Annotated in this window: 13 protein-coding genes, 1 tRNA gene and 1 pseudogene; 9 read left to right on the top strand and 6 right to left on the bottom strand. The window is 71.4% G+C overall.

Annotated features, from left to right (window positions below; translation table 11 throughout):
- Positions 1–21: 21 nt before the first annotated feature.
- From AWX74_RS42080 to AWX74_RS19175, 4 genes are all read left to right on the top strand, one after another.
- A complete protein-coding gene (locus AWX74_RS42080; protein WP_278184640.1) occupies positions 22–1713 on the top strand; it encodes a DUF3566 domain-containing protein in 1692 nt (563 codons plus the stop codon).
- A 73-nt stretch (positions 1714–1786) separates the two neighbouring features.
- A tRNA-Ile gene (locus tag AWX74_RS19165) sits at positions 1787–1860 on the top strand.
- Positions 1861–2568: 708 nt separating this feature from the next.
- Positions 2569–3057 (top strand): NUDIX hydrolase, encoded by a 489-nt coding sequence (locus tag AWX74_RS19170; protein WP_242666314.1) that lies wholly within the window; start codon positions 2569–2571, stop codon positions 3055–3057.
- A gap of 333 nt (positions 3058–3390) precedes the next feature.
- Entirely contained in the window at positions 3391–4008 is a 618-nt protein-coding gene (locus tag AWX74_RS19175; protein WP_006538609.1) for a class I SAM-dependent methyltransferase, read from the top strand.
- Between the two features lie 50 nt (positions 4009–4058).
- Here the strand turns inward: AWX74_RS19175 and AWX74_RS19180 are convergent, their stop codons facing one another.
- From AWX74_RS19180 to AWX74_RS19190, 3 genes are read right to left on the bottom strand one after another with little or no spacing between them, the layout of a single operon-like run.
- On the bottom strand, positions 4059–5246 hold the full coding sequence (locus AWX74_RS19180) for a prenyltransferase/squalene oxidase repeat-containing protein (protein WP_397312223.1): 1188 nt from the start codon (positions 5244–5246) through the stop codon (positions 4059–4061).
- Positions 5233–6021 carry a class I SAM-dependent methyltransferase gene (locus tag AWX74_RS19185; RefSeq protein WP_091278569.1) on the bottom strand — a complete coding sequence of 263 codons (789 nt, stop codon included), beginning with the start codon at positions 6019–6021 and terminating at the stop codon, positions 5233–5235. Before AWX74_RS19185 ends, AWX74_RS19180 begins: the two co-directional genes overlap by 14 nt.
- Positions 6015–7376, bottom strand: a complete 1362-nt coding sequence (locus AWX74_RS19190; RefSeq protein WP_114476397.1) for a glycosyltransferase family 4 protein — start codon at positions 7374–7376, stop codon at positions 6015–6017. Before AWX74_RS19190 ends, AWX74_RS19185 begins: the two co-directional genes overlap by 7 nt.
- A 345-nt stretch (positions 7377–7721) precedes the next feature.
- Between AWX74_RS19190 and AWX74_RS19195 the strand changes: the two genes are divergently transcribed.
- Complete coding sequence (locus AWX74_RS19195; RefSeq protein ID WP_091278572.1) at positions 7722–8501, top strand: TetR/AcrR family transcriptional regulator; 780 nt, start codon at positions 7722–7724, stop codon at positions 8499–8501.
- 74 nt (positions 8502–8575) lie between these two features.
- Here the strand turns inward: AWX74_RS19195 and AWX74_RS19200 are convergent, their stop codons facing one another.
- Positions 8576–9919 carry a lipase family protein gene (locus AWX74_RS19200; protein WP_091278576.1) on the bottom strand — a complete coding sequence of 448 codons (1344 nt, stop codon included), beginning with the start codon at positions 9917–9919 and terminating at the stop codon, positions 8576–8578.
- A 260-nt stretch (positions 9920–10179) separates the two neighbouring features.
- Here AWX74_RS19200 and AWX74_RS19205 point away from each other — a divergent pair, with 260 nt between their 5' ends.
- On the top strand, positions 10180–11019 hold the full coding sequence (locus AWX74_RS19205; protein WP_091278579.1) for a DedA family protein: 840 nt from the start codon (positions 10180–10182) through the stop codon (positions 11017–11019).
- A 344-nt stretch (positions 11020–11363) separates the two neighbouring features.
- On the opposite strand, the gene AWX74_RS19210 is transcribed toward AWX74_RS19205, so the two are convergent.
- Complete coding sequence (locus tag AWX74_RS19210; RefSeq protein ID WP_091278583.1) at positions 11364–11702, bottom strand: P-II family nitrogen regulator; 339 nt, start codon at positions 11700–11702, stop codon at positions 11364–11366.
- Between the two features lie 149 nt (positions 11703–11851).
- Here AWX74_RS19210 and AWX74_RS19215 point away from each other — a divergent pair, with 149 nt between their 5' ends.
- From AWX74_RS19215 to AWX74_RS19225, 3 genes are all read left to right on the top strand, one after another.
- Positions 11852–12394, top strand: a complete 543-nt coding sequence (locus AWX74_RS19215) for a YbhB/YbcL family Raf kinase inhibitor-like protein (protein WP_091278586.1) — start codon at positions 11852–11854, stop codon at positions 12392–12394.
- Between the two features lie 276 nt (positions 12395–12670).
- Entirely contained in the window at positions 12671–12799 is a 129-nt protein-coding gene (locus AWX74_RS19220) for a DLW-39 family protein (protein ID WP_006538600.1), read from the top strand.
- Between the two features lie 99 nt (positions 12800–12898).
- The gene (locus tag AWX74_RS19225; RefSeq protein WP_091278589.1) at positions 12899–13705 is read left to right on the top strand and encodes a maleylpyruvate isomerase N-terminal domain-containing protein; all 807 of its coding nucleotides are present in this window, start codon (positions 12899–12901) and stop codon (positions 13703–13705) included.
- Positions 13706–13974: 269 nt separating this feature from the next.
- On the opposite strand, the pseudogene AWX74_RS40090 reads toward AWX74_RS19225, so the two are convergent.
- A pseudogene (locus tag AWX74_RS40090) lies at positions 13975–14230 on the bottom strand (IS110 family transposase); the annotation flags it as partial.

Raw genomic sequence — 14230 nt, forward strand, 5'->3', positions numbered from 1 at the left:
AGGAGTGGACGGGGAGTATCCGTGAGCGACAGTCAGAGTGACCGGCCAGCCCGGTCGGCCGTCCACCGCGCATCCCCGGGCCGCCAGGAGTCACCCGTGGGCGCCGGCCGGTTGGACGATCCCGACCTGACGCGGCGGCCCGGGGATGCCGCGAGCGCTGCCGCCGCCGACGGCGGCAGCGACGCGCCGAGGCGCTCCTCCCTGCCGGGGACCGGCCGGGGCGAGAGCCGGGCCGACGACGGCCGCCCCGCGGGTGGTGGCCCCTCGGGATCATCGGCGGGCTCGGCAGGCTCGGGCTCGGCAGGCTCGGGCTCGGCCGCCGGCTCGGGAGGCGCGTCCAGTCCCTTCTTCCAGCGGAACGGGCGCGATTCCAGCTCGTCGAACGACCGGGGCAAGGCGCCGGGGGCTGCCCGGAGCGAGGCGCGTTCCGGCGCCGCCGCAGCGGGAGAGCCCACCAAGGAGGGCAACTCGTCCGCCGGTTCCGGCTCCGGTTCTTCGGGATCCGCGTCGGGTTCCGGTACCCCGGCCGTGAGGAAGCCCGGCGGCACCGACCGTGCCACTCCGGCTCCCCGCGGCAGCGACGCCGACCGCGGCGCCGGGGCGCGGACCACCACCGCCAAGACCACAGTCAAGAGCACAGACAAGACCACATCCAAGGCCACGGCCGGGGCCACCACCCGGGACAGCGACCCAGCTGACCCGGGCGCCGGCGACCCCCGCAAGCCCTCCGCGGCCAAGACCCGGACCGGCACCGACACCCGTACCCCCGCCACGGCGGCCGGGCCGAACACCGCCCGAACAGACGGGTCCAGATCCGACACCACCAGAAAGCACGATGCGCAGAGCACCGTCACGACCCCCGCGGCCCGACCCACATCGGCACTGGACGGTCCGCGGGACACCGACACGATCTCCCTGGTGCGCCCCAACCTGCCCAGGCGCGGAACCGGCAGCACGACCGACCGCGGCGGCGACAGCATGAAGAAGACCGACCGCGCCGCCGTCACCGAGCGGATGCCCGCGGAACGCCGACCCACCCCCGAGCCCGTACGGGCCGGTTCAGCGGCCGGCCGGCCCACCCCCGCCGCCGACCGCACCGCGCCCTACGACCGCCCTGGCACGCCGCCAGGCGTACAGCCGCCCCCCGGCCGCCTCGGCCCAGGTGCGCTGTCCACCGAGCCGCTGGGCACCCCTGACGGCCCGATGCCGTCCCGCCCGGGGCCGCTCGGCCCTCCCGGCCCCCAGGCCGGCCCCCGAGGTCCCCAGAGCCCTCCACAGGGCGGCCGCGACCACGGCGGCTACGAGCCGCTACGGAGCGACCGGGCGGAACCAGCCGAACGGCGCCCCCCCGCCAGCGGCCGGCGCGCCCGGCTACGCCTGTCCCGGGTCGAACCGCTGTCGGTGACCAAGCTCTCGTTCGCGTTCTCGCTGTGCGTCTTCCTGATCATGATGGTCGCCGTCGCGGTGCTGTGGTTCGTGCTCAACTCGATCGGCGTCTTCGACAGCGTCACCGACGCCGCCGACACGCTCACCAACGGCACCGACGCCGACGTGTCCAACTGGCTGTCCTTCGGCCGCGCCATGCAGATCAGCCTGCTCGTAGGCGCCATCAACGTGGTGCTGATGACAGCGCTCGCGACCCTCGGCGCCCTCCTCTACAACCTCTGCGCCGAGATGATCGGCGGCCTCGAAGTGACCTTGAGCGACCAGTAGAAGATCTCCCAGAATTCGGATGGCGGCAGCCGTCACGCAGCTGTCGCCATCCTGTACTCTCATCAACAGCCAAGGACCTATAGCTCAGTCGGTTAGAGCGCTTCCCTGATAAGGAAGAGGCCGGTGGTTCAAGTCCACCTAGGTCCACGCGATCGGCTTTGCGTGTTCGCCCCCTGGTTGGGGGCTCCCTGGCTCCCGCGGGATGTTGGTCGGGGGGCCGAGCCCCCCGGGACCCCCCGCGAGGACCCCTTGAAGGTCATGTGGTTCTGGGGCTTCGGGGGGTTTTTTCTGTTGTCGGGGTTGCCTGGTTGATTGGGGTTGCTCCGACCTGGCAGGGGCCGGCAGTGAAGATCGGGGTTGCGGGGAGTTGCGGCCCTTGCGTGGCCGAAGAACCTGGGTCGGCAGAGCCTGCCCGACCGGCGGAGGAAGCCAGCTCCGCCTGGCCCTTCCGGCAGGCCGCCAGGTGAGACGCGTCTGCCTGTCGGGGCCCCGGCGGCCCGCCGCGCGACGAACGCGGCCGGACCTCCCCGCGCCCGGCGGCCCGGTTTAGTGAGTCGCAAGAGTGAAGGATTCTGGTCGCTCGGACGACCGAGATCCTTCTTTCTTGCGGGTTGCCAGGCGTCGCCTGCCCCTTTTACCCCTTTTGAGGATGAGTCGCCGGTGCTGCGGGGCGGGGCGGGGCAGGATCCCCGAAGGGTGGCCGTTCGGGCGAGATCCGGCTGATGCGGGGCTGAGCACGCGGGCGTTCGCCGGGGCCGCCCACGGCGGCGGGGCGGCGGGGCGGTCGGGTGGTTGTGGGGTTTGGTGGTCATCGGGGGCCTGGCGGCACCAGAATCGGCCTGGGCGGACGAATCGGTGCTGGGAGGGCTTGTGCGGCTTGCTGGGGGTGGTGGGGGCGCCCGGAAGTACCAGCGGATCGCCGCCTACGTGGTCTGCGTCCAGGATGAGCGGTTGCTGCTGGTCCGGACGGGTCCGAGCGTGGCCGCGGACGCGGCGCGGTGGACGCTGCCAGGGGGTGGGCTGGAGCACGGTGAGCAGCCGGAAGCAGGCGCCGTTCGGGAGGTCGAGGAGGAGACCGGCTTCGACATCGAGATCACCGGCCTGCTGGGCGTCGATTCCATCCGCGAGTTCTGGGCCGACAGGAACACCGACTTCCACGGGCTGCGGATCGTGTACTCGGGCCAGGTCGTCGGCGGTGAGCTTCGGTCCGAGGTCGGCGGCACCACCGACCTGGCCGCCTGGATCCCGCTGACGGACGTCGTCGGCCTGTACCGGCTCAGTCTTGTGGATATCGCCCTCGGGTTCATCCATACGGGTACCGCCAGTGGGTTGCGGGAGGCTTAGCTCGGTCTGGTCCTTGTGGTCCTGTGGTTGTCCACGGGTCTGTGCACAGGGCTGTGGATAAAGCTGTGGATGATCCTGTGGATAGGCCGCTATGTGGGTGCCAATCGTGGTGAGTGGTGTCTGGAAGCCGACACGAACGCCACGGGTGGATGGGTGCGAGCCGCGAACCGGTGGGCGAAGTGCCGGCCCGCATCCCATGCATGCGCTTTGCCAGTTCTGGTAAGACGAGCAGGCGGCATCGGCTACGGGGCGGGGAGCCGAGCGGGTCATCCCGCTGGTCGCGGACCCCGGATCCCCACCCGGATCCCCCACCTGGGACGAGGAGACGACGACGTGGACGTGGCGTTGCGGCAGGCGGCCGAGGCTGCCAAGGGCTTCATGCCACCCGAGGAAGGACAGGCGCTGCATGCGGCCGCCGCCGAGCTTCCCGGCGGTGGGCTCATCTGCGAGATCGGCACCTACTGCGGCAAGTCCACCCTCTACCTCGCCGCGGCGGCCCGGCTCGTCGGCGCCGTGGTCGTCACCGTCGACCACCACCGTGGCTCGGAGGAGAACCAGGCGGGCTGGGAGTACCACGACACCACGCTCGTCGACGAGCGGAGCGGGCGGATGGACACGCTGCCGACCCTGCGCTCCACGCTGGAGGCCGCCGGCGTCGAGGACGTCGTCACACCCGTCATCGGGCGCTCGGAGATGGTCGGCCGCTGGTGGTCGACGCCGATCGACCTGCTTTTCCTGGACGGCGGGCACACCGAGAAGCAGGCCCAGGCCGACTACGAGGCCTGGGCCCGCCATGTGCGTCCCGGCGGCCGGCTGGTCATCCACGACGTGTTCCCCGACCCGGCGGACGGCGGCCAGGCGCCGTACCACGTGCTGCTCCGCGCAGTCCGGGACGGATTCACCGAAATGTCGCGGACGGGATCCCTGCGGGTACTCCGCCGGCTGTTCTGAGCCGCGTCGGCCCGCCCCTGTCGGCAGGCCCCCGGGTCAGCAGGCCTGGGTCAGGCCCGCGGCGACTCGTCCGCGGGCTGCTGGTGGGGGCTCTGGGAGCCGGGCTCCGGGGAATCGGGGGCCCGGCGGGGTCCGGGCAGGTCGGCGTGCGGTGCGGATGCCCCGTGCGCTGCCGATGCGGGCTGCAGGGCCTCGGGCAGGCCGTCGCCGCGGAAGGCGCGCTCGGTGGGCCCGCCGGCGAGCGTGTCGACGGCGAGGATGACCGCGGCCGCGGTCCAGGTCGACTGCTCCTCCGGCCAGTGGCACTGGGCCACGAACTGCCAGCCGGTCCAGTAGGCGCCGTCCGCGGTGCGCAGATGCTGCATGTTGCGCACCATCCGGGCGGCCTCGTCGGACTCGCCGGCGAGATGCAGCGCGATGGCCAGCTCGCAGGTCTCCGCCCCGGTGACCCACGGCTCGTCGTCGACACAGCGGATGCCGAGGTCGTCCACCACGAAATCGTCCCAGCGGCTGCGCAGCCGGGCTCGCGCCTCCGCGCCGTGCAGCGCGCCGCCGATCACCGGGTAGTACCAGTCCATCGACCAGCGATCCCGGGAGATGAAGTTCTCCGGGTGGTGGCGCAGGGCGTGCCACAGCCGGCCCGCCGCCAGCTCCCAGCCCGGTTGTGGATCGTCGACGAGCGCTGCCAGCCCGAGCCCACAGCGCAGGCTGTGCAGAGTGGACGAACATCCCGTCAGCAGCGCCTCGGGGTAGTCGTTCCCGGCGGCGTCGCGGGCCCACCAGATCTGGCCGGCGGGCGCCTGCATGTCCACGACGAAGTCGAGCGCGGCGCGGGCGACCGGCCACAGCCGGTCGACGAACGCCCGGTCGCCGGTGGCGAGCCAGCGGTGCCAGAGCGCGGTCGCCACGTAGGCGCACTGGTTGTTGTCGGCGAAGTCCTCCGTGATGACACCACCGACGGTCTTGGCCGGCCAGGAGCCGTCCGGGCGCTGCTTGCGGCACAGCCAGTCCCAGGCGGCGTCCGCGGCGTCGACGCGCCCGGCGATCAGCAGTGCCATCGCGCATTCCAGATGATCCCAGGCGTCGGTGTGCCCGCCCGGGAACCACGGGATGGCCCCGTCGGGCTCCTGGGCGGCCGCTATGGCGTCCGCGGTGGCACGTAGCTGGGCGGCGTCGAGGATCGATCCGGTCGGCGAGGCGTCAGAGGATGCGTCAGGCGAGGCGTCACTCGCCGGCACGCGGGCCCCCCACGGTGAGGTGATCACCTGCCGAGCGATCGGACGTCCGGGCCGGTGGTTGAAGTCGTGGTTTGCGCAGGTACAGCACCAGGCTCTTGCCCAGGACCGGGTTGAGCAGCTGTTCCGTCCGGCGGGTGATCGCCGGCTGGCGCATCATGTCCCAGACCAGCAGCCGGTGGTAGAGCTTTGTGGCCCGATGGTTGTCGTCGTGCACACCGACCAGGCACCGCAGCCACCAGTACGGGGCGTGCAGCGCGTGCGCGCGGTGCTGGCCGATCAGGTCCAGGCCACCCGCGCGCAGCTTCGCGACGAGGTCGTCCTGGCGGTAGATGCGGACGTGGCCGCCCTCGACGTTGTGGTAGTCGTCCGACAGGGCCCAGCAGATCCGCTCGGGAAAACGCGCGGGCACGGTGACCGCGGCGAGTCCGCCGGGGCGCAGCACGCGGGCCAGCTCGGCGATCGCGCCGGCGTCCGCGGGGAGGTGCTCCAGCACCTCGGCCGCGATGATCCGGTCGAAGGTGCCGTCCGCGAAGGGCAGCGACAGCGCGTCACCGCGCACCGCCCCCGCCTGCCCGCCCGGGGGCACCTGGTCCTCGGCGGCCATCGCGCCGAACATCGCGTTCACCCCGGCCACCTCGTCGGCCGAGTAGTCGAGGGCGATGACCCGGGCACCGCGGCGCAGCGCCTCGAACGAGTGCCGGCCGGCACCGCAGCCGAGGTCGAGGACGAGGGCCTTCCCCGGGACGGGAAAGCGGTCGAAATCGACGGTCAGCATGCGGCGGATACCTGGTTGTCGTGGCCGGCGGTCGGCCTGGCCTCGCGGAGCACCTTCTCGTACCAGGCGGCGGTGCCGGCCGCGGCGGCCTTCCAGGAGAACAGTTCCTCGACCCGGCGCCGGCCGGCGGCACCCATCCGCGCGCGCAGCTCGGGGTCGTCCTGCAATGTCCTGATCGCGCCCGCGAGCGCGTCGGCGTCGCCCGGGGGCACCAGCAGCGCGGCCTCCCCGCTCGGTCCGGCCACCTCGGGCAGCGCGCCGGCGGTCGTCGCGACCAGCGGCAGCCCGCAGGCCATCTCCTCCACCGCGGGCAGGCTGAAGCCCTCGTAGAGCGAGGGCACCACGGCGACCTCGGCGGTGCGCAGCAGCTCGACCATCTCGGGCTGGGGCACATTGGACCGGAAGGTGACCGCCTCGGTGAGCCCGAGCTCGACGACCCGGCGCTGCGCCGCCCCGCCCTCCCGGACCTTCCCGATGCACACCAGGTGCGCCGGGCGCTCGACCCGCAGCTTCGCCAGCGCCTCGAGCAGCACCATCAGGCCCTTGAGGGGGACGTCCGCGCTGGTGACCACCACGATCCGTCCCGGGACCTGGGTGCTGGCAGCAGCGGCCTGGCCGCCCTGGCCGCCCTGGTCGCCAATGGGTTCGGCCGGGCTCGGGGTGAACACGTCGGACTCGACGCCGAGCGGAACGGTGTGCATCAGATCAAGCGGCACGTTCATGTCGGCGACGATCTCGTGCCGCGAGCTCTCCGACGGCACCACCACACCGTCGAGACCACGGGCTACCCGTCCCTGCATGGGCAGGAACGAGTACCAGCGACGAACACCGAGCCGGGCCCGCCGACCGGTCGTCGCGGCCAGGTGCAGACGGCGGTCGACGGTGATCGGGTGGTGGATCGTGGAGACGACCGGGATCCCGTAGGGGCGCAGCGCCCGGCGCAGCGGAAGCAGGCCGTAGCCCAGCGTCTGGTTGTCGTGGACGATGTCGAAGTCCGGCCGGCCCTGCCCGCGCCGCGGGCGCAGCGCCTCGAACGCCCGGATCGAGAACGCCAGTGGCTCCGAGAACTGCCCGGTGCGCATCATGCCGAACTCGGCCACGTCCGCGAGGGACCTGAACTCCCGGAACCCCGGCCAGCGGAACGGATCGCCGTCGCGGTAGAGGTCGAGGCTCGGCAGTTCGGTGAGTTCCACGCCCGGGTCGAGCACCGGGTAGGGCGGCCCACTCACAACGTGGACCTGGTGACCTAGCGTAACCAGTTCACGCGAGAGGTGCCGTACGTACACTCCCTGGCCACCACAGGTAGGCAGACTTCGGTACGACAACAACGCAATCCGCAACGGTGCGCCCTCCATCGCTCGCGGCCTCCTACGGGTCCCGCGAGCCCGTGGACAGCGCCGTTGCTGGAACACTAGGACATTAGACGCCGATCTTCACGGAATCCGGATACTTTCGGCTGCTTTCGGGCAAATCCGACTACTTAGCGTAGTTGGTGCCACGGCCGGCCCGGACGTCGTTGTCCGTACATTGGGCAGCCGGTTCCTTCGGGCACGAACCATCCGCGACCTGCCAAGTCCCGTCCTGGAGCAGGTCCGGCAACCCAGGCCGCGCCCCCGGCCGGGACCCGGTCCACCTCCCACGTCCTGCGGCTACGCTGTGTGGTTTCCGTTGGGCTGCGGTCAGACGCCTACCCTGGACGGATGGCTCCCGATGATCCGGCCGAGGACTGTCCGCGGCCGCGTCGGGGCCGCCCCCGGGACGCCACGATCGACGATCGGGTCCTGCGGGCCGCCGTCGAGGAGCTGGCCGACCAGGGCGTCGGCGGCTTCAGCGTCAACAGCGTCGCGGCCCGCGCGGGAGTGGCGAAACGCGGCATCTACGCCCGCTGGCCCACCCGCGACGGACTGGTGCTCGCCGCCCTGGGCACGTTGGCCGCCGGTCTCGTGCCACCCCGGACCGGCTCGCTGCGCGCGGACCTGCTCAGACTGGCGCCGCAGGTCGACGCCGTCTTCACCGAGCCGCGGATGTCGATCCTCGCCCGCTGCCTGGCCGAGCTCTCGCGTTATCCCGACCTGTACGCGGCCTTCCGGCGGGAGTCGGTGGACCGGTGCGCGGCAGCCGTCCAGGACGCTTTCCACGACGCCCGGCTGCGCGGCGAGACCCGGCCGGACCTGGACACCGATCTGGCCGCCAGTGCCTTCCTGGGCGTGCTGCTGACCCGGCAGGCGTTCGGGCGGCAGGCTTTCGGCTACGGCAGCCCACCTCCACCCGGCGGCCCACCTCCACCCGGCGGCCCACCTCCACCCGGCGGCCCTGACCCCGGTGGGCCGGACTCCGACGGCCCGGACGCCGCAGGTGGGCCGGACGGCGCAGGTGGGCCGGATGCTGCTTGGTCGGTTACCGCCTTCCACCGCAGGCTCGTCGAGTACTCCCTCGCCGCGGCCCGGGATTCCGCCCCCACCCTGCCCGCGGGTGGGTGACGTGGACGTCCCGGCCAGTGGTCGCGGTCGCGGTCGCGCGGCTGTGGGGGCGCGGCTGTGTGTGTGGCGGGCGGTCAGAGCTGCGAACAGCTGTCCGGCGCGGCCGTGCCGTCGGTGGCGAAACGCGCGTTGATCCAGGCGGAGAGGTCCCGCATGGACGCGTTGACGACCGTGAGGTGGTCGGCCAGCTGGTAGCGGCGGTACTCCACCGGGCCGCCAGCCGCGCACAGCGCGCGGACCACGTTGTCCGTGGTGGGCTGGCGGATCACGGTGTCCAGGTCGCCCTGGAGCACGAGCTTCGGCGGCCCCGGCTTCTCCAACTGCTGCCACTGACGTTCCAGGGCGCCGGCGAACGGCTCCGTGCGCAGTGGATCGCTGGTGAACACGCTGGTGACGGACTCACCGGTGCTCGCCTGCAGAAGGTCGATCGCGCACCGGTTGTGCGCCACGGCGCTCAGCCTCCGGCCGGTGGTGGTGAGCAGGCCCGCCGGGTTGACAGCCGGATCGGCGGCGGTGACACCCAGCACCGCGAGCAGCAGGTAGCCGACGCCCCCCGGCGTCGCCAGCAGCTCACGCAGGGACGTCCGCACATCGGCCAGGGGCGCGGTCGCCGCTACCCCACGTACCCGCAGGTCAGGCGCGTAGGCGGTGGCGAGACCACTGGCGGCGAGCACCGCCTGGCCGCCCTGCGAATACCCCCAGAGGACGACATCACGGCCCACCTGGGCGGCCGTGAGGGAGCGCGCGGCCCGGGCGGCGTCCAGAACTGCCTTCCCCTCGACGTCGGCCACGTAGATCGGGTGCTCACCGGGCCCGCCGAGTCCGGTGTAGTCGGTGATGGCCAGGACGTTCCCATCCCTGGCGAGCTGGAGCGTCCCGCCGACGGTGGACAGCGGCGAGTCCGCTCTCGACGGAGCGCAGCTGTCGTTGATCCCGGTGGTCCCGTGGCCGAACGCGACCAGCTGGCGGCCGGCGGGCGGAACAGGCGTGCCTGCCGCCGGGGCCACCACGAGACCCGTGACGAGCCGGTCCTCCCCGCCCGGACCGGTGGAGTGGTACAGCATCCGCCAGGCCCGCAGGCCGTCCGGCGCGGTCACCGGGGCGGTCGACACCAGCTCACCGGGCTTCCCGGCGGGCAGGTCGGCGAGGTCCTCGGATCCGGTGCGGCCGTTGACGGTGAGGCCCTTCAGGCCGTAGCCGCTCAGCTGGTAGCTGGCGGTGGACGTCGCCGTTCCGGTTGCCGTGGGCTGATTCGTCGTTTTGGACGTCCTCGTCGGCGCGGTGGCCGACGCCACTGTCGGTGCTGTTGGACGCAGGGCCGTGGCGGAGGTCGAGCGCGCGGTGCAGGCCGCGAGTGGCGTGGCCAGAGTGGTGACGCCGAGGGTGAGGCAGAGGAGACGGATCCGGGGTCTCGTCACCCCGAAAGGTTATGGGCGCTTTGCCAGGGTCGGCACCATCTGAGTGTCAGCTGTGTTTCCGCTGTCCAGCGGGGTGGCCCGCTACCCGCCCGCTGCCCGCCCGCCGTGCACCTGCCGTGCACCTGCCGTCCGCCCGGTGTCCCGGTGGGTTTCGGGCCCGGCCCGAGGCCGGAGCGGAGCCGCCCTGTGGACGTGAGACCCTGGATTTACCTACGGCGCTGCCGCGCGCGGTCCGTTCGATCCCCAGGAGGCCCTCGACAGTGACCACGTTCGCGTCGAACACCCTGGCCCTCGGGCCGGACGCAATCAGCGCTGACAGCCTCGCCAAAGCTGGCCTCGTCATGGTCCTGCTGATCGTCTTCGCAGAATCCGGGCTGTTGGTGGGGTTCTTCCTCCCCGGCGACTCCATGCTGTTCACGCTGGGTCTGCTGATCTCGCGGGATGAGGTGTCCACGCCGCTGTGGCTGGCCTGTGCGCTGATCGCCGTCGCCGCCATCGCGGGTGACCAGGTCGGCTATCTCTTCGGCCGAAAGGTCGGGCCGGCACTGTTCCGGCGCCAGGACTCGCGGTTGTTCAAACAGGAGTACGTCGACCAGGCGCAGGAGTTCTTCGAGAAGCACGGCCCCCGGTCGATCGTGCTGGCCAGGTTCGTCCCGATCGTGCGGACGTTCACCCCGGTGATCGCCGGCGTGGGCCGCATGCACTACCGGACCTTCGTGACCTTCAATGTGATCGGCGGGCTGCTCTGGGGCTGTGGCGTCACCGTTCTCGGCTATTACCTCGGGAAGATCGCCTTCGTTCGGGACAACGTCGAGGCGATGCTCATCCTGCTTGTGCTGGTCTCGGTGCTGCCGATCGGCGTGGAGTATCTGCGGGCCCGTCGCAGAAAGGCCGCCGCCGCGGCCACCGGCAGTACCGGGGGCCAGTCCACGGGCGCGGGCGCGAGTGGTGCGCACGATCCGGCCGCGGGCGGTCGGACCTACGCCGACCAGCTTGCGGGCACACCGGCGGGGCCGGGCGAGAGTGAGCAGACGATGCGAATCGAGCGGAACCCGCGGCGTGGAGGTGGCGGCAGGCATTCGGCGCCCCGGAACCGCTGAGCGTCGTCGCGCGGGCTGGTCGCCGGCGAGCTTGCCTCGCTCGGGATCGGCCCACGCAACTGGCCGGGTGACTGTGCTGTACCGAGAGGCCACCCGAGCCGACAGCCGGGCGCGAAGGCCTGAAACGAAAAGGGTTCCGGCGGGCAACCCACTGATACGGGGGGATTCAGTGGGAGACACCCGCCGGAACACAGCTACCGTATCCGCCCGGTCGGCCCTACGTCGCGCCCACAGCCCAATTATCCCCGAAAAGATGATGAACTAGCGCAAGACGGGCATAGTGTGGTTACTTTCCGTATTTGAAAGTCCACATTCTGGTTGCCCTGGGTGACGTTGGGTGGCGATCAGAGGGCGTCCATGCCTCGCTCCCCGGTACGGATCCGGACAAGACCCTCCACCGGCAGGACCCAGATCTTGCCGGCCCCGCTGCTTGCCGACGCCGCCGCCCGCCGGATGACGTTCACCACATCAGGCGCGTCGACATCGGGCACGATCAGCTCAAGCCGGACGTTGCTCACGGATTCGTCATGGAAGACGTTGCCTCGATACGCCTGCGTACGCCAGAGCTCGAGGCCGAAGCCCGTAACCTGACTCAGGGTCATTCCTTGCACCCCGAACGTCGTCAGTGCGGCGCGGACATCATCCACGCGGTGCGGGCGCAGGATCGCCGTCACGAGCTTCAAGACCCGGCTCCACCTCTGGTGGCGTAATGATGTTTCATCGCGGAGAAGCGTAAAGCCCACAGATGACAACGCGGTCTCGCGATTGTCATCCAATCCGGCGGATGCCCGTCAATGCGGGCGTCATCCGATCTCGACGAGAGGACCGACCGATGTCCCTGCTGGACCGGAACACCGCACCGGACCCGCTCGACCTGCTGCCCGCCCTGCCCTCGTTCGCTCTGACCAGCAGCGACATAACGGATGGCAGCCCGCTCGGCCTGGACCAGGTGTACGGGGGTGCGGGCGGCGCCGACCTGTCGCCGCAGCTGTCCTGGAGCGGCTTCCCCGCAGAGACCAAGAGCTTCGCCGTCACCTGCTTCGACCCCGACGCGCCCACCGGCAGCGGTTTCTGGCACTGGGTGCTCGTCGACATCCCGGCGGACGTCACGGAACTGGCCACCGGTGCCGCCAGCGGTGACCTGTCCGGTCTTCCCGTGGGCTCGTACCACGTCCGCAGCGACTGGGGGACGCCGAACTACGGCGGTGCCGCTCCCCCCGAGGGCGACCGCCCGCACCGTTACGTCTTTGTGGTCCATGCCGTCGACGTGCCGAAGCTCGAGATCGACGCGAGCGTGGCTCCGGCCGTCGTCGGCTTCAACCTCACCTTCCACACCCTGGCCCGGGGCGTCCTGCGGGCGACCTACCAGCGCTGAACCTCAGCCGCCCCCACCCCAGGGCGCGACCCCGGCAGTCGCTGCCGGCCACCCCGAACGTGGTGGCCGGACGCCCGTCCTCGCGGGACGGGCTCCCGCGGATGTCACCCCGGTCGCCGGTTACCTGGTCGCCAACGGTCGGCGCCGACCCGTTCGTCGGCGCCGACTTTTCTGTGCCTGTGTCTGGACGGTGATCCGACAGCGTTCGGCGTCGGCGCAGCGGTTTCACGCGCGATACGGTGAGCGGGTAGTGGCAGTCGACCAAGGGGAGTCGGTATGCGCAAGTTCACTCTCATCGCCGTGGCGGCGAGCGCCGGGGCTCTCCTCACCGCCGTCCGCCGCCGCCGCAACAAGGACGAGATCGACCTTTGGCGCGAGGCGACGGCCGCGCAGGGCACCCGCTGACCCATCCGTAGCGGCGAGTGCCGCTTCCTCATCCCGCCGGACACCCTGCCGGGGTGGCGAAGTGGCGCTCGCGGCGAGCGAGGGGGGAGTCTGGTCCCCATGGCCACTCCCAGCGCGCCGCATTCGGACTCGCAGCCGGTGTCCTCGTCTGTTGTCCTCTCGGAGCCGCCACAGCCTCCCGAGTACACGCCGTCCGCGGTGCCGCTCGACCGGCTGCTGGGCTGCGCACGTGCCCATGCGCGGCTACTGGAGCTGCTGGCCCGGGTTGACGACGCCATCGCGCGTCGCCCCTCACTACTTCCCGGCTGGACCGTCGGGCATCTGATCACCCATCTCGCACGAAACGCCGACAGCCACGCCGACATGCTCGACGCGGCGCGCGACGGTTACGTCGAGGATCAGTACCCGGGTGGCCCGGAGCAGCGGAACACCGCGATCGAGGCCGGCGCCGGCCGCCCGGCGCAGCAGCTGGTCGCCGACGTCGCAGATTCGGTGCGGCGCCTCGAACGAGCCTGGGACGACACCCACGTCAACACCTGGCGCGGCGGCCTCGGCCGGACGAGCACCCAGGGCAGCACCAGCCTCGCGGATCTCGTGTTCCTGCGATGGCGTGAGATCGAGGTCCACCTGGTCGATCTGGGCCTCACCGATCTCGGCGGCCCGAGCTGGGGCGACCTGAGCCCGGCCTACATCGAGGCCGAATGGGCCTGGTCCACCCGCCGCCTGGCGGAACGGCTTCCGTCGGACGTCACGCTCCACCTCACACCAGGGGACCGCCCGTCGCTCACCGCCGGGAAGGGCGCCCGGATCGTCCGGGTCGATGTTCCCGCCGGGGCAGCGCTGCGCTGGATGGCCGGCCGGGCCGAAGGCGACCCCGCCTGGCCTACCTTGGCCACCTGGACCTGAGGAACCGGCGGCCAGCCTCGGTCAGGCCTGTTCCGCGGTCCGTCCGCGGCTTCGCCCACCGTGATCCGTCCGTGTCTCGTCGTTTCGTCCTCCCCTGCGCCGCCTGTCTGCCGCCGCGCCGTCACCTGCTCTCCGCACGCGAGGCGAAGATCTGAAGATCCTGGTCGTCCCGGCGACCGGGATCTTCAGATCTGACACGAAAAACTGACGTGAGCTGCGGGTCGGGGCTTGATCGGCTGGTTGTGGCGGGTTGGGTGGGCTGGGTCCGGTCAGGCGGGGTCGAAGCGGATGGTGAGGCCGAGGGCGTTCGCTTCGCGGATCATGCGTCGCATCGCGCGTTGCGGGTTCTTCCTCGTGTGGTAGTCGGCGCCGAGGTCCTTGTGTCCGGTCCTGTCGTGCAGGACATGCCAGATCGCGACGGTGAGCTTGTGCATGACAGCGACCAGGGCCCGCTGCTTCCCCCGGCGGGTGGCGATCCGCCGGTAGAACGCCCCGTAGTAGGAGTTCTTCTGCCTGATCGCGGCC

The sequence above is a fragment of the Parafrankia irregularis genome (genome assembly GCF_001536285.1).
Classification (GTDB): Bacteria; Actinomycetota; Actinomycetes; order Frankiales; family Frankiaceae; genus Parafrankia; species Parafrankia irregularis.